Origin of the sequence: Cellvibrio polysaccharolyticus, assembly GCF_015182315.1 — a bacterium.
GTDB classification, from domain to species: domain Bacteria; phylum Pseudomonadota; class Gammaproteobacteria; order Pseudomonadales; family Cellvibrionaceae; genus Cellvibrio; species Cellvibrio polysaccharolyticus.
Window position 1 is genome coordinate 88,227 of record NZ_PRDL01000001.1, and the last position, 23,518, is coordinate 111,744.

A 23,518-nucleotide genomic window follows, 5' to 3' on the forward strand; every position below is an offset into this window, starting at 1 on the left:
TTTGGCGTTGGAACGTTTGTTCCAAAACCGTCGAGTCAGGGATGACTCGCCGGAGCTACAAGGATGTATTCATGCGCTTTTGGAACAAACGTTCCAATGACAAACGAACAGAATGGCACTTGGGAACAGGATTTTTACCAGCAAGCACCTCCAACCCGGAACATCAAAACCCTGGATAACACACCATGAAACTGATCATCCTCGACCGCGATGGTGTTATTAATCACGACCGCAATGATTACGTAAAATCGGCTGATGAATGTGTGCCCGTTGAAGGCAGCATTGAAGCGATTGCGCGCCTGCACCAGGCCGGTTACACCGTGGTCGTTGCCACCAACCAATCGGGCCTTGCCCGTGGCAAATTTGATCTCGACGACCTCGAAGCCATCCACCACAAACTCACCCGGCTGGTAGAAGAACAGGGCGGTGAAATCAGCGCCATCTTCTACTGCCCGCACGCCCCGGAAGACAACTGCAAATGCCGCAAACCCAAAACCGGCTTGCTGGATGCCATCGAAGCCGAATTCAACACCTCGGTAGAAGGCGTCAGATTTATCGGTGATACCCTGCGTGACATCCAGGCAGGTGAAAGCAAAGCCTGTCTGCCAATACTGGTGAAAAGCGGCAAAGGCAGCGCCACCCTGGCAGACCTGCAACAAACCACCGACCCGGAACTGGCAGCGCTGCTGACCAGACTGCCGGTATTTGAAAATCTCGCCGCGGTTGCGGATGATTTGCTCAGCCAACAGGATTAAACCCTAACGTGCTCTACCTACGCTCCCTGATTTTCGTTATTGGCCACAACCTCACCGGTGTGCTCGCCGGTCTGGTCGCGGTCATCATCTGGCCGCTGCTGCCCTACTCCCTGCGCTGGAAAATTGTCACCCTGTGGAATCGCTTCACCCTCGCATGGCTGCGCATTTGCTGCGGCGTAAAACTGAACATTGTGGGTGAAGTCGACAGGAGCGCCTACCCTTGCGTGGTCATGGCCAATCACCAAAGCACCTGGGAAACCATGTTTCTGCAATATTATTTCGGCCCGGTGAGTACCATTTTGAAAAAGGAATTGCTGCGCATTCCTTTTTTCGGTTGGGGGCTCGCCTCGCTGCGGCCGATTGCGATTGACCGCAACAACCCGATTCAAGCGCTTAAAGATGTTAAAAGCAAAGGGCTGCTGCGCCTGAAACAGGGAAATAACTTGCTGGTATTTCCCGAAGGCACCCGCGTGCCGCTCGGCGAGAAAGGCAACTATGCCCGCAGCGGTGCCGATATCGCCTGCAGTGCCGGTGTGCCGGTTATACCCATTGCCCACAACGGTGCCGAATGCTGGCCAAACAAAAGCCTGATCAAATATCCTGGCACCATTACTGTGGTTATCGGCGCGCCTATCAGCACCGAAGGGCGCGATCGCAAGGAACTGACCGAGAGCGTAAAAAACTGGATCGAAGAACAAGTGGCCACGTTTCCACCCGCACGCGCCGATGGTTTACGCCCCTGGCTGGATGAAAAAAGTCAGTAACTTGTCGACTGGTATACCAGTTTACAAATTTTTATTTTTCCCGCTTTTATGACAATCCCCGCCTTTTACTGAAAGATGCCACCAGGATAAGCGATGTTCGCATCGCTTACTTTTTCAGTCCTTCTGGTTAAATTGACTTTAAAAGCGTTTTTTTGCATTGTAACGCCTGTTTTTCCTAACTCATTGACGGGAATTTTCCTGCGCAATAATTCATAACAGCAGGCGACACACATGCTCAAATCATCCCTTATCGCTGTTGCGCTATTGTTTAGCGCATTGCTTTCTCCGGTAACCCTGGCGGAAGATGGCTACGAAATGTGGCTGCGTTACCACACCGTTGCTGATAACAACCGATTAAAAGAATATCGTGGCCAGATCAAACAACTGGTAGTAGAAGGTGAATCGCCCACTCTGGCGGCAGCCCGTCAGGAATTGCAAAGCGGCTTGAGCGGCTTACTCGGCCTAACCGTGCCGGTACAAACCGGTCTGGCCCGCCAGGGCTCTGTGGTGGTCGGCACGCCCGCCAGCTCACCGCTGATTGCCGGGCTGGATCTGGGTGACGCCTTGCAAGCCGTAGGGCCGGAAGGTTTTATTATTCGCCACACTCGCATCAACAAACGCGATGCGCTGGTGATCGCCGCCAATACCGATGTGGGTGCGCTTTACGGCAGTTTCCATTTCCTGCGCCTGCTGCAAACCCATACATCATTGAAAGATCTGGCGATTGAAAGCGCACCACGCGTGCATCACCGGGTGGTAAATCACTGGGATAACCTCAACCGTCTGGTAGAGCGCGGTTACGCCGGCTTGTCGTTGTGGGAGTGGGGCAACCTGCCGCAGCATAAAAGCCCGCGTTACACCGACTACGCCCGCATCAATGCATCGCTGGGTATTAACGGTACCGTTATCAACAACGTTAACGCCGATCCACGTATTCTCAGTGACCAGTTCCTGGAAAAAATCGCCGCGCTGGCGGACATCTTCCGCCCTTATGGCATTCGCATGTACCTGTCGATCAACTACGACTCGCCACGTGCCTTTGGCGATCTGGACACCGCTGACCCACTCGACCCGCGCGTGCAAGCCTGGTGGAAAGCCCGCACCGAAAAGGTCTACTCCTACATTCCCGACTTTGGCGGTTACCTGGTAAAAGCCGACTCTGAAGGCCAGCCAGGCCCGCAGGGTTATGGCCGCGACCACGCCGATGGCGCCAATATGCTGGCTGACGCCCTGGCGCCTTTTGGCGGGGTGGTTTTCTGGCGGGCGTTTGTCTACGACCCGGCCATCGCCGACCGCTTTCGCGGTGCCTGGGATGAGTTCTTGCCGCTGGATGGCAAGTTCCGCGAGAACGTGATTCTGCAAGTGAAAAACGGCCCGATTGATTTCCAGCCGCGCGAGCCTTTCTCACCACTGTTTGGCGCGCTACCAAAAACCAACACCATGATGGAATTCCAGATCACCCAGGAATACTTCGGTTTTGACAAGCATCTCGCCTACCAGGGCCCGTTGTTCACCGAAAGCCTGAACACCGACACCTTTGCCAAAGGCGAAGGCTCTACCATCGGCAAATTGCTGGAAGGCAAGGTTTTTGAATACACCCGCACCGGGATGGCCGGGGTGATTAACCCGGGCACCGACCGCAACTGGACCGGCCATCCGTTTGTGCAATCCAGCTGGTACGCCTTTGGCCGCCTCGCCTGGGATCACAGCCTCAGTGCCGAAGCCATTGCCGAAGAATGGATTCGCATGACCTTCAACAACAACCCGGCCTTTATTGATCCGGTACTGGCGATCATGATGCAATCCCGCGAAGCCGGGGTGAACTACCGCTCGCCACTGGGTTTAACGCACCTGTTCGCCCAGGGCCATCACTACGGCCCGGCGCCCTGGTATGAAAAAGCCGAGCGCGCCGACTGGACCGCCGCCTATTATCACCGCGCCGCCAAAGATGGCATCGGCTTTGACCGTACCGCCAGTGGCTCCAACGCCGTGGCTCAATACCCCGAACCGCTCGCCAAACTTTATGGCAACCTGGATACCGTGCCGGAAGAATTGATGCTGTGGTTCCACCACGTCAGCTGGGATCACCGCATGCAGTCAGGTCGTACCCTCTGGGACGAGCTGGTGCACCTGTATTACAGCGGTGTGGATCAGGTGCGCCACATGCAGAAAGAGTGGGACAAACTGGAAGGTCTGATTGATCAAACCCGCTTTGAGCAGGTAAAAGCCCTGCTGGTGATTCAGGAGCGCGATGCGGTTATCTGGCGGGATTCCTGTGTGCTGTATTTCCAAACCTGGTCTGGCAAAGCAATTCCGGCCAATTATGAAAAACCGGCGCATTCACTCGATCACTATCGTAGTCTGGAACGTACTTTTTATGTTCCGGAGCCCTGGCATCCGGCCAGCTCCAGCAGGGCATTAAAATAACTTTTTATTAGCGGGACTTCGGTCCCGCTTCATACTCCTGAAAAACGTCAGATCGACACTCTGTAAGTTTGGCGTCAGGCTATAGATTTTCCGCCCTTCCCCCTCATCCCGATTATCTAAAGCTGTTATCCAACAGCAACCTGTTTATTAGTGCTTCATTTTTCTCTGTGCGCTAATGCAACATTTTCTGCCAAACATGGCAGCCATCTCCACCTGGCGCAGCACTCACCCGATCAGCTTCTATACTAAAAACCATAGCCTGATTTTTGGAGATACGACCATGGGAAAATTTTACAACCGCTTGATGATGTTTTTCACGGCACTCTGTCTGAGCATTCCTGCGCTGGCAAAGCCGCTCACTCTCGAAGTGTATAACCCCGGCAACGAAGCAATTTTTCCGGTCACTTCAGTGCTGGTAAAGGGCGAGAAAGAAATTCTGCTGGTGGATGCGCAATTTGAAAAACGCTACGCCGAGGCGTTGGTAAAAAAAATTCGCGACTCCGGAAAAAAACTTTCTGCCATTTACATCAGCCACAGCGACCCCGATTACTACTTCGGGGCAGACCATATTTTGAAAGCTTTTCCTGATGCAAAATTGCTGGCGACATCTGCCACCATCGCCTCTATCGCCAGCACCTACAAAGCCAAACAGGAACACTGGAAAGGTGTATTGAATGAGAATGCACCGAAAACCATCATCCTGCCGGAGCCAATCACCGGTCAGGAGCTTTTTCTGGAAGAACAGCGCATCGACATTATTGGCGTCAATGAGCCGGATCCTAACCGCACATTTTTATGGATTCCTTCATTAAAAACTATTTTGGGCGGAATTCCGTTAACCGCCAACACCCATCCATGGATTGCCGACTCGGCAACCGCCGAGTCGCGTCATACCTGGTTACGATTACTGGATGAAATGGAAAAACTGCAACCGGAGCGTGTTATTCCCGGTCACTTTGTTGTTAACACAGATGGCTCACAACCCGACTCACCAGCGGTGATTCAATTTATGCGCGATTATCTGGTTACGCTGAATGCAGAAGATCAGAAAACCGAAAATGCCGACGCCCTGATTCAGGCCATGGAAAAACACTATCCGGATCTGGCCGGAAAACCGACGCTGAATTTCAGCGCAAAAGTCATTAAAGGTGAAGAAAACTGGCCAGGACAATGATTAAGCGCAGCTTGTGACCGGTTTATTTGCATTTTTGTGCCAGTAGCGATATGGTCTTAGGCACTGAGAGTGAATTCCATTTTTTTGAAGGCTATTGTTTGGTCATGAAGAAATATTATTTATTTCCTATGAGTTTTCATAACGCCTTTCCAGCTTAAGCCGGGCGCAGTTTACTGTGCCCGGCACCCTCTGACAGAAACTGTCCGCGTGTCGCAATAACAGCTCCACCGTCAAGCAGCCGTGTGTCGGCCTGCATTATTTGCGACATTACATACCGACACCGATGGGAGGTCTTTTATGACTCGTCAATCACTGTCTGCACGCAACGCAGCATCAACCAACCCGGCAACCCGTTATTTTTTACAAAATACCTCGGGGTTTTCTTACAGCCCTGTAAGCATGATGAATATCATCGGCAAATTGGATCAATTGCAAGACGATAACCTTGCCAACCGCCATCGCGCGCGTATTGGCAGTCAGGTTACCGTTTACGATGCCGATTTACGGGGTGAGTATTTAATGGAATTGGTCAACTCCGAAGACAGCAATCCGGAACAGGGGCGAATTTCCGTTATGTCACCGCTCGGTGCCGCCATTCTCGGTTTGCGCAAAGGCCAATGGGCCGAGGTTTTTCTGATAGGAAAAACATTCCACTTTGAAGTGAGAAAAGTTGCCTGACCGAATAGCGCCGGTTATTAGCGCTATTCTGTAAAAGCTCATGAAATACCGATTTAACCGTCTGTACCTGTGTAAACCACCTGTAGAGGAATGCTTATTTTGAAGCCGATAATGTGCCGCGTCGAATCCGATTTTCGACAAACCGTTTATACCCATCTCAATACCGATTAGCCTGAAAAGTAGCGGCGCTGATAAGGCACGGATTATTTATCTGGAGTCTTGACTATGAGCAAGGATAAAGAAAAGAAAAAGGCAGAAAAATCCCTCAAGGAAAAACGCAGCCTGAAGCGGGATAAACAAAAGGCGATGGCGAAGTCCTGACCCATAAAAAAACCGCCGGCAAATGCCGGCGGTTTTTTTATGGCTTTACAATAAATACTTACAAGCAATTACTCACCTTGCCAACACCCGCATTTACCAATACATGCGCACGCGCATCATTGGCAGACATCAACGAGTAGTTGTAAGGCGGGTTGTAATTGACTGTTGAGCCAACGTTAGGGCCGGCAATAATGCCATCACTCGGGTATTCCTGCCAGGTAACGCTCTGGAACACATTACCTGCGGTATGCCAATAACCGATTTGGCTGCTGTAGAAAGACACAATCGGGTTTTTCACATTTTCAAAGTAATTATTGTCAATGCGAATACGGGCACCCATGCGTGAATTAATACCGGTATCCAGCACATTTTTATAATAGTTGTTATAAACATGTGCCTGGCCGAAACGGAACAACGGCAAACGGGAATTTACATTTTCAAAGTAATTGTGGTGGAAAGTTACGCGACGGTCAAAGTTATTGCTGTCACTGGAACCCCACAAGGACGTTTTCCAGCTTGAGTGCAGGTAATTGTAAGAGATGGTGATGTTATCAATATTACCTTTACCGCTCACCAACTCATCGTAATAGTCTTTGTGCACATCAAGACTATTATGGATTTCATTGTGATCAATCCAGACATTGCGTGACGTACCGTCAATACTGATACCGTCTTTCTGACCAATGCGGTTGTAACGAATTTTAACGTTACGCACAATCACGTTATTGGCCCGCACAATATTCAAACCAATACCATCGAACACACCGTTGTTGCCGACACCGAGAATGGAAACGTTTTCCATATCCTTGATATCGAACTGCTTGGCACCGCCGCTATTGCCTTCGGTGATGGTTCCATTCACATAGATGCGTAGGGGTGAAGTATTGTTTTTCTTGGTTGCCAGAGCCGCTACCAGCTGTGTACCGTTGGAAACGGTAATGCTATTACCGCCCGCGCCACCGGTAGTACCGCCGCCCAGTGAAGCAAAACCCTGCACCGTATTCGCTTGCTGACAGGACAACAAATTGCCGGGCGTTCCGCCACCACCGGTGCTGGACGAACTGCTGGAGTTGCCACCGCCACTCCCGGTCGGCGTTACACTGATCGCGTTGGAATCTGACCAGGTATTGTTGCTGGAATTGCGGTATTTCACCCAGAACCAGTAAGGCGTACCACTATTCAAACCGGTCGCGGTGTAGTTGCGCTCACCGGCACCCAGGCTGGCAATTCTCACCCGGCCCGCCGGGTTGGAATCGGTATCCTGATAGACCTCGATCGCATTGATATTACCGGACACCGACCAGCTCAAATTGGCGCTGCCACCCGCGGCACTACCGCTCAGGTTAACACTGGCATTACCTGCGGCCGCGCTGGAACTGGAGCCTGCGGTTGAGCTGCTGGACGATGACGAAGAGACATTGGAGCCACCGCTATAGACTTCAATTTCCGCAATGCGCAACGGCGAGCTGCCATTAACAATCAGGTTGATTTTTTTGGTGCTGGCGTTACCCACATTCACCGTGCGCGCCGAACCGATGGTGGTGCCACTGGCCAATTGTGCACCGGTATCGTTATCTACCAATTGCCAACTGCTCACGTTATTACCGGATTCGCGCAACACCACGGTATTGAAATTGACCGCGCTGCTCCACTTCACCGACACACGTTGATTACTGGTACCACTGGCCTGGGTGTAGGTTCCGGTATCACCATCTCTCACCAGCTTGGTGTTACTGAAACCGGAACCGTCAGCACCGGCACCCGGGCCGGTCAATGCCAGGTTGGCGCCCAAACTTTGCGCGTGCAAGGCAGACACACAAAATAACTGTAACGATACAACGGCAATGCCTGTAAACAGGCTGTTTTTTAATTGAGAGACTCTCATAATATTGTCCTTTATTTTTATATAATCTTTAATTGAATATCAGGCGATAAGGTTGATAGGAATCTTGTCTGAAATAATCACCTCCTTTTAAGGTGTCGGCGGCGTGAATTGGCGTTCAACGTCCTTGTTGAAAAGGCAGTTTTACTGACAGCCGCTCTGCGGCAAGCCCAGTACCGAATAGATATCTGCCGCCAGCGGCGAACTGAATGGAATTTCGCCATATTTACCGGCAGTGGCAGAAACGTAATCCACCAGATCCTGACCGGCAGGCAAACGGATATCGCCAATGACGTTTTGTGAGTAAGCGGAGTAACCCGCGGTAAGGTTGCCCACAGAACCGGATGATGCAGTGAGGTGCGTTTGTGTTTCCGACTGAAGATTGCACGCGGCGTCAGAGAACCAGAGGTAAATGCCCTCACCGCGGTAATTGCCACCGCTAACATCTCTTACCAGATTTTTTTGCAGCTCGCTCAGCGACGCTTCGAGGGACGCTTTTTCCTGGTGAATACGGTTCACCACCAACGCATTGTCTTCCCACAGCAACTGCGCATCGCGCCGCACACTGACAATATCCTTGCGGTAGTTGACGAAAAGATTATTGAACATATGCGAGGTGCCACGACGGATCAACGGCACGCGTCGTGCGGTATTGCCAAACTCGCTGTAGTTTTCATCGCGGGTAACAAACGCGTTGTGATGCATGGTGGTGGCAATTTGCGCATCAATAACGTGGCTATCACTGGAGCTGTGCAGCGCTGCGCGTTTTACATCAATAATTTTATTGAAAGACATAGTGATGTCGTAAGCGCCCACTTTCACATCAAATGCAGAGTCACCGGTCAAATAAAAAGTGTTCTTATGAATCCAGATATCGTGCGATGCACCCGTGGAGCGAATCATATCCGGGTCCCAGTAATGGTCTTCGGTATGGCCCGCGCCCTGGAAATTCAGGTGGGTAAATATAATATTGTTGGCGGTTTGCGTGGGTGAACCCGTGCTGTCACGACCAATAGCGAAACCGCTGAAACGGAAATAGGCTTCGCTCATGCGACCATCCAGCGTTTTATTGGAACCGACCACCAGATTGCGCACACTTCTCAACTCAGCCACATCCTGCAATGCTTTGCTGTTGAGCGCTTTGTTGAAAAATTCATTCATACAAACAGCGTGATCATTAAAACCTTTTGGCGCACACCATTGACGGTAATTCACACACTGGGCTTCGGTTGCGCCCAGCAGAGTTTGTAGCGCCGGGTTACTGCAATGCAAACGGTATAAACCCACTTCGTGAGACGCCGCAAAATCCACTTTATCAAACACAATCCAGTTATGGTCTTCACCGGTTACCGCATCCCTGACCTGCTCTTCTACGGTTTTTCCCTGCGGGTGATTTTTCACAATAATGGTTAATTGGCTATTACCGTCGGGATCGAAACCGCCCCGCGCGTTTTCGCCATAACCAATAGGCCGCCCCAGTGTGTCAGAAAGACATTTGACGATATCCTGGTCACTTTGCAACGCAGTTTCACGCCAGTTCACGTAAGGGTTGGTTGCCAGATTAATACACTCCTGGCTGATATTGCCGATGGGACCGGTGGCACTGCTGGAAGAGGAGCTGGTTGTCGAGGAGCTTGATGATGAAGAGGAACTTGATAATGAACTGGAAGAACTGCTGATAACCGAGCTGACGGACGATGATGACGAGCTGCTGCTGGAAGCGCTGCTGGCGTTACCACTGCTCTGATAAACCTCTATCTCTGCCATTCTCAATGGCGCGCTGCCACTCGCTACCAGATTCAGTTTTTTCATCGACACATCACCAACATCCACTGTCAGTGCACTGCCAATACCGTTGCCACTGGCCACCAGAGCGCCGGTATCGTTGTTAATTAATTGCCAACTGGTGATGGCGTTACCGGACTCGCGCAGTACCACGCGATTGAAGGAAATTGCACTACTCCATTTAACGGAAACACGCTGGCTGTTGCCGCCGTTTGACTGGGTATAGGTGCCTGCATCACCATCGCGAACCAGTTTGGTATTGGAAAAACCCGAGCCGTCTGCACCGGCACCCGGGCCGGTCAACGCCAGATTGGGGCCATTACTTTGCGCGTAAACCGGGAGCACAAAAATTGAAGACAATACGACACCGGCCAGCAGAGCTGGCTTGAAAAATATTTCTCTCATGATAAAACCTTTATTTTTATTTAACGGTTGATAAAGAACGAACGGACATTACCGGACGAGCAGTAATGTCTGCTTCAGAACGGCAAATAAAAACGCGAGGTATTACAGCGGTTACGCGCGGAAGACTTCTTTCCCTAAAGTTACAGCTTCCGGATGTTGTATTTTATTATTGTTATTTTTACGCAGTGTAGATTTTTTAATCGTATGGAAAGTGTAACCGTATCACACTCCCGGTAAACGATGGCATTCAACGGTTTAATTTGTCATATTTTTGTAAGATTTTTTTACAATAAAAAAACCGCATTCTTTTCAGAATGCGGTTTTTTCCAGCGGGTAAAAAATTACTATCTTACTGGCAAGCAGCCTTGCCCTGCTCCAAAACAAAACTACGATTACCTGCCAAGGGTGAATTGAACGGCAGTTCGCCATACTTGCCGGCAGTTGCACTCACATAATCAACCAACTCCTGTCCTGCTGCTACGCGTTGCGCGCCAATGACTTGCTGTGATGCGAGTGTATAAGCAAGCGACAGATCATCAACCGAGCCGGAAGCTGCCGTAATTTGACGCTTGGTAGTATCGTCCAGGTTACACGCTGCATCCGAGAACCATAAATAGACGCCTTCGCCACGGAAACTGCCGCCACCGATATCCTTGACCATGTTACCGACCAGTTCATTCAGAGCTGACTCAAGATTGGATTTTTCCTGGTGCGCGCGGTTCACCACAATCATATTGTCTTCCCACAACACACGGGCATCTTTGCGAATACTCAGAATATCCTTGCGGTAATTGACAAAAACATTATTGAACATGTGTGAAGTACCATGGCGAATCAATGGCACACGGCGCCCGGTATTACCCAATGTTTTATAACCTTCATCGCGAGTGACAAACGCATTGTGGTGCATGGTGGTGGTAATTTGCTTGTCGATAGTATGACTGTCACTGGAGCTGTGCAGGGTTGCACGCAACACATCCACCACTTCGTTAAACGACATGGTGATATTGTAGGCCCCTACTTTCACATCAAACGCCGAGTCACCGGTGGTGTCGAAGGTGTTTTTGTGAATCCAGATATCGTGCGATGCACCGGTGGAGCGAATCATATCCGGATCCCAGTAATGGTCTTCGGTGTGACCCGCACCCTGGAAGTTCAGGTGCGTGAAAATGATGCTGTTCGCTGTTTGCGTCGGTGTACCAGTACTGTCACGACCAATCGCAAAACCACTGAAGCGGAAATAGGCTTCACTCAGGCGGCCATCCAGTGTTTTGTTGGAACCTACCACCAGATTGCGCAAGGTTCTCAGCTCAGGCACATCCTGCAGCGCTTTTTTATTCAACGCCTTGTTGAAAAATTCACTCATACAGGTTTTGTGATCAGCAAAGCCTTTTTCATCACACCATTGATAATAATTCACGCAGGTTTCTTCGGTAGCGCCCAGCAAGTCCTGCATCGCAGGGTTGCTGCAGTGCAGACGATACATACCGATTTCATGGCTTTGTGCAAAATCTGATTTGTCGAACACAATCCAGTTATGTTCTTCGCCACTTACTGCATCACGAATTTGTTCTTCAACGGTTCTGCCATCCGGATGGTGTTTGACGATAACCGTCAACTTGCTATTACCATTTGGATCATAACCGCCTTTGGCGTTCTCACCATAACCAACCGGCTTGCCGAGTGACAGAGACAAACACTCAACAATTTCCTGATCGCTTTGCAAAGAGGTTTCATGCCAGTTAGTAAACGGATCGGTAGCCAGCTGGTAACAGGCACTGCTCAAACCGCCGGTTCCTGGTGGAATAGACGGCAGCGGCGCCGCTGAGCTGCTGGATGAAGACATCGCAGAAGAACTGCTGGACGAACTGATATTACCGGTAGACGAGTTATTTCCTGCTGAACTACTGGTACCGACATTGCCAGACGAGGATGTACTGCTGGAAGAACCTGCGGCACCGGTATATTCAATTTGCAAATTATCGAAAACCAGCGTGGCGCTGCTTTCGGTACGAATTTGAATAAAGGATTGCGCAGTACCTACCGAACTTGCCAGAACAAAGCGCTGCCCTGCTACCAGAGTACTGTTGGTTTCATTGAAAATTCTATCGCCCGAGGTAGTAGCGTTATCAACGAAAATTTGCAGTTTTCCAGCCCCGGTGGCTGAGATCACATCAAAAGAAAGGGTGTAAGGTCTGCTCAAATCCAGATCCTTGCCCGTTTCACCAATGGTAAAACGCGCTCCGGTCAAACTGATGGTGCCATTTTCAAAAACCGGGTTGCCGCCGGATTTTTTGTAAATTGGCTGACCATTGCTATTAACACGATAAGTTGAATAGAAATTGGCCGCAGTTGCACCGTCAAAGTTTTCATTGAAGGCTATTTGCACTTCACCGTTAGAAGAGCTGGATTGTTCGCCGTCACTGCTAACAGAAGAAGCACTGGATGTTTCGCCGGCGTCACTGCTCGACGAGGTTTCTACCGAACTGGCAGAGGACGTTGAAGAAACACTGCTGGAAGAAGAACCTGCACCACCGGAAATTTCAGCCGGAATACTCAAGCATTCGTGGGTCAACTTACCGGGGCCAGCATTGGCCAGCACGTAATGTTTAATCTCATCATTACCTTTATCGTAAACGGGAGGCAAAATGACATAACCGTTTGTATGGCCAGGTTCATAGGTTGACATCAAAACATCTCCCGCCTTCGCGTTAGGGTACACACCAAAGTCACCGCCATTTTGCACCGTGTTCGGCTCACCGCCCCAGACACAACCTTTGCTGCTGGTGCAGTTTCCGGAAGGCATTTCAGACCATTCGATATTTTGCAGCACGTTGTCACTGGCATTCCAGAAGCCGTGAGTAGAGCTGTCCATGGAAATCAGCACGTTCTTACTATCTTCGAAGTGGTTGGCTTCAACACGCATCTGCGCACCCATGCGTGAGTTAATACCTGACTCACGAACCGCCACGTAATAGTTGTTAAGGATATGCCCTTCACCGAAACGGAACAGCGGCAAGCGGGAATTGACGCGCTCCCAGTAGTTACCGATATAGCTGATACGACGGTGGAAGTTGTTGCCATCACCTGAACCCCACAGTGAGGTTTTCCAGCTATCGTGGAAGTGGTTATACGACAGAGTTACTTTATCAATATCACCTTTACCGCTGGCCAACTCATCGTAGAAATCCTTGCCCACATCCAGCGAGTTGTAGAACTCGTTGTGGTCAATCCAGATATTGCGCGAGTTGTTATCAATGCTGATGTGATCTTTCTGGCCAATGCGAACCCAACGCATAGTCACATTACGCACAATAATGTTATTGGCTCGGACGATGTTGATACCAATACCATCAAACAGCGCATTACCGTTCACACCGATAATGGAAACATTATCCATATCCTTCACATCAAACTGGTTGGTGCCGGAATTATCAGGCGTGATGGTGCCGTTGATATAAATGGTCAGCGGTGTGGCATTGTTTTTCTTGCTGGCCAGTGCCGTAACGATTTCCTGACCGGTCGTTGCAACAACCCAGGTACCACCCGCGCCACCGGTAGTGCCATTGTCAAGAGACGCAAAGCCCTGCACTGTATTTGCCTGTTCACAAGACAATGCCAACGGCGATGCAGGAATGCTCGAATTGGCATTGGAGCTTACGGATGAAGCAGAAGAGTTGCCGGGCAACGATCCGCCAGACGATTGTGCATCAGAAGAAACCGCAGAGGATGTAGCATCGCTGCTGGTGCTACTGGCAATCGACGACTGTGAACTCTGCGAACTGGATGAGCTGGAAGAAGGTTGTACGGCTTCGCCAGTGTGAATAAGCAGCAGGTTATTGATATGTACACCGCCGCTGGAAACACCACCACGGGAGTAGGCAATTTTCACCTGGGACAAGGTATGGCCAGCGTCGGCAGAATAGCCAATGCTCCCTGTACCACTCAATGCCTCAACAACTTCAAGCACTCTGTTGTCACTACCAATCAGCATAATACTGCCGCTGGTTACACCATCCGTAGCACTTTGTTGCCATTCCAGATCAATTGAAAAAGCACGACCCATTTCAACGGGCACGCCCACATAAGCTCTTAATGCAGGAGCCGTTGCCCCTACCGCAGGTGTTGCAACATTGTTAGCACCTGACTCGGCCCACGAAGCGCCGTTAAAATTCCAGCGATTATCGTCACCCCGGAAACGCAAGGCAGAGCCACTGCTGAGGAAAATATTCAAACCATCAACATGGCGTTCGCTTGAAGATCCTGTCAGCACATTATTACTTTCACTGCTGTAAGCAGTGGTGAAAAAATTATCTTCGGCCTGATAAGCAGCAGGGTTAAAGCCCCACAAATAACTTTCTTCCTGTGTTGCCGCGGAAGATGCGGAAGAAACTGACGTGCTTGATGTGGCATCGCTGCTGACTGAAGAAACGGAAGTAGCCGAAGACTCTGCTGAAGAAGCGCTGCTGTCTGCCGATGAAACAGCCTCACTACTCACCGAAGAAAGCGAAGATTCCGCGGAAGAAGCACTGCTCACAGAGGAAACTGCAACACCGGAAGAAACACTACTTTCAGCCGAAGAAACCGGTGTGCTGGTGGCGGTCTCGCTACTTGCCGAGGAAATTTGCCCAACAGAAGAACTCGCCGGAATATTAATTACCGAAGAGATTGATGCACTGGATACAGCCTGACTGCTAACTGACGAAACCTGTACAACAGAAGATAACGATGAGGAAGTTACTACACCGGTTGAAGACGAACTGCTGGATGGGCCGTTAATAACGGTCAGTGTTTCCTGCAAGTGACTCAGCGCCGTTTCTATTGGCACCAGGCTGGTGTGTGCCGCAGAAGATTCTGACAACAGCAGCAGAACCTCCGGAGAAGTTTCAAACACTTCCGGAGCTACGGTGAAATCCAGAGTTAAAGCAGCTTGTATGGCTTCATTGGTAATGGTTAAACCGTTGGTGGGATCACCGTCTTTATCCAGGCTTTGTAACAAGCGGGAAATGTTGATGACCACCGGGTTTCTGATGTCGGTGGTGTTGGCAATTTCCAGCGGCGTGATAATGGCAGCGCCGGGAACCTGTGGAAACTCAAGCGCACCGATAAAAAAAGTAACCAGCTCACCGGCGCGATACTGGAATTCACCCGAAGCGCTGGTAAAGCCTTCGAGGGTATCAGTGCGGTAACCGATATTACCCACAGCAGAATCGAGAAAAACACCGGTAAGTACTTGCGACTGGGCGGCCTGACTGCTTGAAGATACGGTTGAAGAGGCTTCGCTACTGCTTTTTTGCGAACTGGATTGGTTGTTTTGATTGTTATTTTTTCCTGACGAAGACGAGCCACCACAGGCCGTCAACAGCAGGCTTAATAAAGCCACTGGGATTAGCTGGATTTTCATTTTTTCTCTCACCTTTATTTTTATAAATGGCTCGGTTTTCCGTAGTTATCAGCCATGCAGAGGCCAACCCGGAAATAATCCCGATAAATTATTATGGTTATACGCCGATGAAGACACAGGTTATTGTTTTAAGCGCGTTCCCGTGCGAAATGAAACCGTTTTGCGATTTCTGAATCTTCCTGAGGTTGTTACAAGTCCCTGTTGTTATCCGATGACTATTATTAATATATTGGAAAACAGTTTTTCTTTTGAGTTGATGGTTTCAGTGAATAAATATTGGACTTCAGATCGTAGGTTATTTTTATAATTCAGGTTGATGATTTAAGTGCAGACATGATTTTCATGCCAATTACAAGGCAAATGTAGTGGTAGTTCACTTTTCCGTCAATAAAAATTTTCCCTGGCTTTAAATTTCGTTTCTTTTGTTCCCTTTGGTATCAAACGCTGAAATTGACACGAAACATTTCCCGCAGTGATAGCGCTGTCATTGTCTGAAAAAATAAAAGCGCCCCAAAAGGAGCGCTTATGCGGTAAGGGGAATTAATTACTGATATTCAATAACCAGATTATCAATGCTCAAGCGGGTGACATTGCTATCCGCCCGCAATTGCAACAGCGATGTTGCCGTGCCGACATCACTGGTAATTTCCACCTCGTACGGGAAAGCCGTTATATCGGCCGGGCTCTGTTGCAGCAAACGGGATGCAGTAGAGCTGATGCCCGCATGAATCGAGTTTCCGGCACCGGTAGTATTGTTATCCACATACACCTGGAAATTACCGGTACCTTCCGCCGCTATTATCTGAAAGCGAATACGGTAAGGTTTGGAGAGATCCAGTGAACCATTGGGTTGATCGGCTGCAGTGGTCGCGCCACCTTTATCACCGATGGTAAAGCGGGCATTGTGCATGCTCAATACACCGTCACTCACCGTGATTCGATCGCTGCCTGCCACTGCTACATATAAAGGCAAGGCGCTGTCGCCGGTAATCGACTTGTAGGCTGCATTGAAAAAAGTCGCCGCATCTGACGCGGCAAAGTCTTCGCTCAATACCGCATCGCCGCCGCCACCCGCTGCAGGAACCCTGGGTGTTCCGCTACCGGCTTCACTGTATTCACTGCTTCCTGCGCTATTTCTCGCCTTTACGAACACATGGTAAGTGGTGTCATTCACCAGACCGGTAATCGTGGCGCTGGTAGCACTAACCGGGTTGCCGTCAAAAGGAAGCGCGCTGGCCACATCATTCACGGTGTTATACAACAACTCGTAAGTGGCTCCCAATCCGGCGCTTTCCCATACCACCGTTAACTGCTCATCACCGGCAATAACGGAAGGAGCCGTGGGTGTTACCGGGGGCACCGATGGTACCGGAGGCAAGGAAGCCGCCGCCGTACAAGCCGGCAGGTTGAAGGTATGCGGTTCACCCTGATACTCAATAACCAGATCATCAATAACTGCCCAGCCACCACTGGAAACACGGAACTGCAAGAAAGAGTGCTCCGCTCCGATCTGCGCGCCCGATGCGCCAGGCACCAGCACTTCAACACGCTGGCCCGGTGTCAGGTTATGTGTGGCCATCTGGAAAATGCGCGAGGCATTACCGGCACCATACCGTGAGTTGTTGCCCCCGGTGGTATTGTTATCGACGTAAATTTCAAAGTTGCTGTTGCTGGGCGTGCCCACACTGGAAACACAGAAAGAAATTTTATAAGGCCGGGTAAGATCCAGTTCACCCCAGGTTGGCACGCTGGTATCAGCGGTAGTGGTACCTACTTCCTGTCGGGTTTGAGCAATGGTGAAACGCCCATTCCCCAGTTGCAATTTACGGTTGTCATCACCGGTAATCCATGAATTGGACGTGGGAGAAACATTGCCCTCGTCATCAAGAAAGCCACCGGCCGCAAAATAAAATGGCAAGCTGGAATCGGTATTCAGCCCTTTGTAAGCCGCTGAGAAAAATCCGGGAGTATCCACCGCATTATCAAAGTTTTCATGAAAGGGTATCGGTTGGTTAACAATAGCCGCCGGTTCTTCACCACCACTGCTGCTACTGCTGGATGAACCACGCTCATGCCCCTCCGGCCAGAGGCTATCAGGCTTTGCCGATGCGCTTTTGGGATCACCACCGCAAGCAACCAGAGAAATGCACACAAATAAAACACTGAGTGATTGTATTTTTTTCATTATCAAAAATCCTCATATAACTTTTGCACGATTAACAACGCAATTTGGAAGCTGTCCGATCTCTCTCGGGCAGCGCTTTCTGATATCAGAAGAAGCTGTAGCTGGCGCCCAGTAAATAAGATCGGCCATAATCTTCCGAAGCAAACAACACTTTTCCATTGGAGTATTCATTACCCTGGAAATAGTAAATGTCCTTGTGATCAGTCAGGTTGGTAACGTCAAAAGTAAACTTGAGCGCTTTGCTGAATTGATAAGTTGCTTTAAAGTCCAGCGTTGCACTGGCATCCTGGAATACGTCAGCCCAGGTACGGCATTCCTGCGGCAAGCCGGTGGCCTGATCATCAGCCATGTTATCGAGATTACAGGCACCGATACGATTCAATACCTTGCTGCGGTAATTACCAATCAGGCGCGCACTGATACCATCTCTCTCCCAACCTACTGACAGGTTCATGGTTTCATCGGCCTGATCCGGTAATTGAATCGTACCAACCCGAACGGTATCGCCAACTTTAGCTTTGCTGTCCATCAAGGTCAGGTTGCTCTGCAAGAAGAAACCGCTATCAAAATATTTTGAATAACTCAGTTCGATACCATACACCTGTGCTGAATCACCGTTCATCGCATAATTAACGCGATCAATAACGATGCCATCGGGAATAGCAAACTGATTGATATCACCTAAAGGTAATTGCAACGGCAACTGGCCAAAGCTGCGTGAGGCACCGCGAACATCCACGATAAAATCATCAATGTCTTTGTAAAATGCGGCGGCCTGCCAATGATCACCGTTATCGCCGTACCAGGAAATAGAGGTATCAAAGTTGACAGATTTCATCGCCACCAACTGCGGGTTACCGATACGCAAGGTGTTGTTTTCACCTAAGCGGAACAGCTCACCGCTTTCTGTTACCACCTGACGGTCGGCGTTGATGATGCCGCCATTGGCTGGTGGATTATCGTTACAAATATCGGTTTCCGGATTGCACAAGACTACCCGGCCAACCATTTCACCGTAGGCGCGCGCCTGGTCAAATGCCGGTCGGGTAAAGCTGGTCCACAAGGATGCCCGCACCAGGGTTTCATCGTTTAATTCATAGCGGTAATGCACACTGGGGAAAAAGCCATCATAGGATTTATCAATTTGTGCCAGGGGTACAGCGATATCCATGTTGGAATTTTCAGCGCTGTCGAACTCCATAAAGCGATCATTACGAATCGCCATGTAACCTTCTTTTGAAGAGAAATCGGTATTCTCATAGCGTACGCCGGCAATTACAGAAGATTTTTCACTCAACTGAAATTCGGCCATCACATAGGCAGCCTGGGTATCTTCCGACAGTAAATAATCTTCCTTACGGCTTTCCTGGCTGTTCAGATCCGGGTCGGTCCATTTTGCGATACGCGAGGTAGCGCCCAACAAACGCTCGGTTTCAGCATGGGTGATAAAGTCGTAACGAAAATCCGGGTGCTTGGGAGTGTAGGTATTGAAGTCGGCCAATGAGCTATTGCGTAAATCATCGCACACGGCATCACCGCTACAACCGAGCGGATAGGAACTGGGCACAATACTCCAGCGGTCCTTATTGCGATCACGCTCACGCCATTTGAAAGCAAAACCGGTTTTGATGTAATTCACAAAACCCTGATCAAAATCCTTACGCAAGTTCAGGTTAAAAGAGTCGATTTCGTCGGTACGGAAGCTATCTTCAATAAACAGGTTGTCGTAGGTCATACCGCCCTGCTTGCGCTGTGCAGGGTCCATCAAAAAGTAACCACCGGAATTGGGAATATTGCTGGCAGTAGTGCCCGCCAGTGCGGCCATATCAGCCGGAGAAATAATCTCGTAAGAAAGATAGGATTTGCCAGCTCTTGCCAGCATAGGTAAATCCTGAATACGGAATTGAACGCGGCGGCCGTCGGGCTTGGAAAAATCGCCTACTGAACGTGAGTAGTTATAATCCAGCGTCCATTGGTCATTAAATATATTTTTCCCACCAATATCGAAAGCTTTAGTGGTTGCGGTGCCCTTTTGAATAAAGTATTGATGCTGCAATTCGGCATCGGTTACACCAAAAGTGCCGGTTTCTTTATCAATATAAGCAATTTCTCTTTCGTTGGTAAACGCGGTGTCAACCCGCGCATATTCGCGAAGTGCAATATCAAGGTCTTCCAGCGAGGTGTAGCTGTAACGAACATAAAACTCGTTGTCTTCGTTGGGACGCCAGCCCAAATCGACTGAACCGGCGATTCTTTCACGCTCGGCTTGCTCTTCCCGCGCTTCAAACTGCCAGGGCGTTAATAGAATATCGCCCTCTGGTGCACTCATACCCGGCAGATTTTTCTGGCGGAAGGTCATTTCTTCGTTGGAATGATGGCGTACTTCATAAACGTCGGTATGACGTTTTTCATAGGACAGTGAGTAGCCCAAACCAATGGTGTCGTCGGCAAACAGATTGGTGCCTTGCAGGGAAATTTTTGGTGAAACATCACCAGCGTAGTCCTGCTGTGATAATTGCATACTGCCCCGCAAGGAATCCTGCTTGCGATCAAATGCAGTAACCGTTTTAACGTTGACTGAACCCCCAATGGAATTCAAATCCATATCCGGTGTTAGCGATTTGAATACTTCGATCGCACTGAGCAAATCTGCCGGCACAGCATCCAGCGCAAAGGCACGGGTGTCTGAACTGGAGGACGCCAGCTCGTTACCGTTCATGCTGACACTGACGAAACCCGGCCCCAGGCCGCGTACGGTAACAAATTTACCTTCACCTTCCGATTTTTGCAGGGTGATCCCCGGCAAGCGTTGCAAAGACTCGGCCACGTTCTGATCCGCAAAATTGCCCGCATCATCCTGGGCAATCACCGAACTGAAAATATTTTTGCTGCGCTCTGTCTCGCGGGAATTCAATTCAGCCTGACGAACACCCAGAACGATCAGCTCTTCTTCAACTTGCGGTGTATCGGTAGTAGAAGTCTGTGCCTGAGCAAGCCCGCTGGCCGCCAAAGCTATCATTGCCGGTAATAGGCGTTTTTTTAACATGTTTTTCTCCCATGGTTTTTTATTAAATTTATGCAGTAAAACTGGAATTCCATTTATGGTTTTTGGATGGATATCGATAAATTATTTAATAAGCTACGGCAGCAGAAAAATATCTGCCGACCAATAACTGACATTGATTTTATTGTTAGGCTTGATGGTTAAGTTTTGAGTTTTAAATAGCCGCGAAACAGCGTGCTATTGAGACATCCGGAGAAAACCGGTGACATGTTTACCCTGCGGATAGAAGCAACGTTTTAATAAATACAAAGCGATTTTTGTTGAGAAAAACAGAGGTGTTCGCCTGAGCAGAAAAGCTTTTGTGGGAACAGAAGATACCACCACCGGCAATTTTTTATTGGCGGGGTTGGCAAGAGAAAAGGAAGTTAACAACGCAAGAGCACAGCTCATCAACGCCTGAAAAATTATTTTTTTCATAGTCTTTTAGGTACTACGAATGTGTTCCGGCGAATCAACAACAGGTAATTTACGGTCGCTGTGGACAGCTGATCTCAAAAATTATGGCGCTCTCAACGCCCCTGCAGCCTATAAAAAGCAAAATTATCGCTGCCAAACACACTCTTTGGTTGATTGAGTTTTTATTCTAACGTTTAAAATTACAAAATAACCAGACTTTATAGGTCAAATAAAACAAATTATTATTAAAATATATTTTTTATTCTAAATTGTAATATGTCTTTGTGGCTGCCAGGTCATACCGATCAACGCCCCGCCATGGGCGGATTCGTCGATGATTACCTGGCCGTGATGCCATTGAATAATACGTTTTACTATCGCCAGCCCCAAACCGAAACCACCTTTTTGATTTCTTGCATCGGCATAGAGACGCACAAAAGATTCAAATACACGCTCCCGCTCTTCTGGCGGGATGCCCGGGCCATCATCTTCAACGGTGAGCGAGTATTGTTGAGTGTCGGAAACCTTGAGGGTGACAATGATTTTGCTGTTGGCAAATCGCAGGGCATTTTGTAGCAAATTTTGCAGTGCGATTTCCATCAGTTTCCATTCGCAAAGAAATGGTTTTCCGGCGGATTGATCATCCACAAAAATAGTAATACCTTTTGCGGGGCCTCGTTCAATGCGCTCCAGCATTTGCTCAACCAGCGATTTCATATCGCCTTCCCGCAAGGTCAACTTGCCGTTGGTTTGCTCGAAACCGGCGTAGAACAACAAGGAACTGATCAGCCCTTCCATTTCGTGAATGTCTTGTTGCAAATTTTCCAATTGTTGTTGATTCAGGCTGTCGCTGGCTTCAAGCATGGCGAGGGAAAATTTCATGCGCGCCAATGGCGTTCGCAACTCATGAGAAACCGCATAGGTCATTTCCTTGTGCGAGTTGATCAACTCACGAATTCTGCCCGACATTTTATTGAAGGCATTGGCCAGCGGATAGATCGTAGAGCGTGCAGAAATGCCCAGCGCCTGCTCCTTTCCTTCACCGCCGATTTGCCGGGTTTGCGATTCCAGTTTGGCAAGATCGCGGGTGAGCGGCCATAGCCAGAGAAATACGACCAGCGCTATGCTGAGGTAAAAAATAATCAACAAACCTAAATAAAGGAAGGAGTACCCGGGGTTTTGTGGCGGTGCTGTAACAACCATAATTTGCGGTTGGCTGGCAGTTTTTTTATACCAGACCGCCGCATTGTTTTCATTGAGGGCATGGACAATTTCCCCGGAAAATATCACCTCTGCTATGGGAGTATTGGCCAGTTCATCCTGGTTAAACAGTCGCACGCTGTGTTGCAGTTGCCGGTTAATTTTTTGCAGGTAAAGCTGCGCATCAGCATCGGATTTTCCGGCCAGCCCGGCATCCACCAGGGTGAAAATATCCTGTATTTCAGCGGTTGAATCGATATCCGGCTGCAGCGTTTCCCAAAAGGCATTAAGGCTCCAGCCGATTAAAATAACCGATAAGACAATAAAACTGTACAGGGAAAAAAAGGCACGGTTCATACCGGAATTTTCTGCTGCCAGGCATCGGTAATAAAGAGATAACCACGACCCCAGATGGTTTTAATACGCACCGGATTTTCTGCGCTATCAAACAATTTTTTTCGCAACTGCGAAACACGCACATCAATGGATCGATCCAGCCCGTCGTATTCGCGGTTGTAAATTTGATTGAACAAAGACTCGCGGCTCAGCACCGTGCCCGCCTGCCCTGCCAGCGCCAGTAATAAATCAAATTCGTGACTGGAGAGGTGAATATCTTCGCCGCAGAGTTGCACTTTGCGTGCAGTCGGCTGAATATGCAGTTGATCAAAAACCAATGATTCCTGCTCGCGCGGGTCATCCTGATAATAGCGGCGCAACAACGCGCGAATTCTTGCCAGCAACACTCGCGGTTCTACCGGTTTAATAACGTAATCATCGGCGCCGTATTCAAGGCCGAGCACCTGATCCACATCTTCGTTGCGCGCGGTAAGCATTAAAATCGGGCCTTTATAATCCGGGCGCAGTTCCTGGCAAAGGGTCAGCCCGTCTTTGCCCGGTAACATAATATCGAGAATTACCAGCGACGGATTGATGTTTTGACACTGCCGAATAACACGGTTGCCATTGTCTTCGATGTAAACCAGAAAGCTGTTTGCTTCGAGAAACTGTTTTACCAGCTCCGCCAGGCGGCGGTCGTCTTCAACCAGCAAAATGGTGTTGTTCAGCATAATGGTTACCT

At 49.3% G+C, this 23,518-nt stretch carries 12 protein-coding genes; 5 read left to right on the plus strand and 7 right to left on the minus strand.

The window, feature by feature from the left end:
- Positions 1-185 precede the first annotated feature (185 nt).
- From gmhB to C4F51_RS00425, 5 genes are all read left to right on the plus strand, one after another.
- Positions 186-755 (plus strand): D-glycero-beta-D-manno-heptose 1,7-bisphosphate 7-phosphatase, encoded by a 570-nt coding sequence (gene gmhB, locus C4F51_RS00405; RefSeq protein ID WP_193906153.1) that lies wholly within the window; start codon positions 186-188, stop codon positions 753-755.
- Positions 756-763: 8 nt separating this feature from the next.
- A complete protein-coding gene (locus C4F51_RS00410; protein ID WP_193906155.1) occupies positions 764-1,519 on the plus strand; it encodes a lysophospholipid acyltransferase family protein in 756 nt (251 codons plus the stop codon).
- A gap of 231 nt (positions 1,520-1,750) precedes the next feature.
- Positions 1,751-3,946 carry an alpha-glucuronidase family glycosyl hydrolase gene (locus C4F51_RS00415; protein ID WP_193906157.1) on the plus strand — a complete coding sequence of 732 codons (2,196 nt, stop codon included), beginning with the start codon at positions 1,751-1,753 and terminating at the stop codon, positions 3,944-3,946.
- A gap of 280 nt (positions 3,947-4,226) precedes the next feature.
- Positions 4,227-5,120, plus strand: a complete 894-nt coding sequence (locus C4F51_RS00420) for an MBL fold metallo-hydrolase (RefSeq protein ID WP_193906159.1) — start codon at positions 4,227-4,229, stop codon at positions 5,118-5,120.
- Between the two features lie 297 nt (positions 5,121-5,417).
- Entirely contained in the window at positions 5,418-5,798 is a 381-nt protein-coding gene (locus C4F51_RS00425) for a GreA/GreB family elongation factor (protein ID WP_193906161.1), read from the plus strand.
- A 379-nt stretch (positions 5,799-6,177) separates the two neighbouring features.
- Here the strand turns inward: C4F51_RS00425 and C4F51_RS00430 are convergent, their stop codons facing one another.
- The 7 genes from C4F51_RS00430 to C4F51_RS00465 form a co-directional block, all read right to left on the minus strand.
- On the minus strand, positions 6,178-8,004 hold the full coding sequence (locus C4F51_RS00430; RefSeq protein WP_193906163.1) for a pectate lyase family protein: 1,827 nt from the start codon (positions 8,002-8,004) through the stop codon (positions 6,178-6,180).
- Positions 8,005-8,145: 141 nt separating this feature from the next.
- A complete protein-coding gene (locus C4F51_RS00435) occupies positions 8,146-10,191 on the minus strand; it encodes a pectate lyase family protein (protein ID WP_193906165.1) in 2,046 nt (681 codons plus the stop codon).
- A 349-nt stretch (positions 10,192-10,540) separates the two neighbouring features.
- A complete protein-coding gene (locus C4F51_RS18045; protein ID WP_235992244.1) occupies positions 10,541-15,595 on the minus strand; it encodes a pectate lyase family protein in 5,055 nt (1,684 codons plus the stop codon).
- A 544-nt stretch (positions 15,596-16,139) separates the two neighbouring features.
- On the minus strand, positions 16,140-17,780 hold the full coding sequence (locus C4F51_RS00450; RefSeq protein WP_193906167.1) for a fibronectin type III domain-containing protein: 1,641 nt from the start codon (positions 17,778-17,780) through the stop codon (positions 16,140-16,142).
- 85 nt (positions 17,781-17,865) lie between these two features.
- A complete protein-coding gene (locus C4F51_RS00455; RefSeq protein ID WP_193906169.1) occupies positions 17,866-20,826 on the minus strand; it encodes a TonB-dependent receptor in 2,961 nt (986 codons plus the stop codon).
- Positions 20,827-21,504: 678 nt separating this feature from the next.
- Positions 21,505-22,797, minus strand: a complete 1,293-nt coding sequence (locus C4F51_RS00460; RefSeq protein WP_193906171.1) for an ATP-binding protein — start codon at positions 22,795-22,797, stop codon at positions 21,505-21,507.
- Entirely contained in the window at positions 22,794-23,507 is a 714-nt protein-coding gene (locus C4F51_RS00465) for a response regulator (protein WP_193906172.1), read from the minus strand. The genes C4F51_RS00460 and C4F51_RS00465 overlap by 4 nt, the downstream gene beginning before the upstream one ends.
- Between the last annotated feature and the right edge of the window lie 11 nt (positions 23,508-23,518).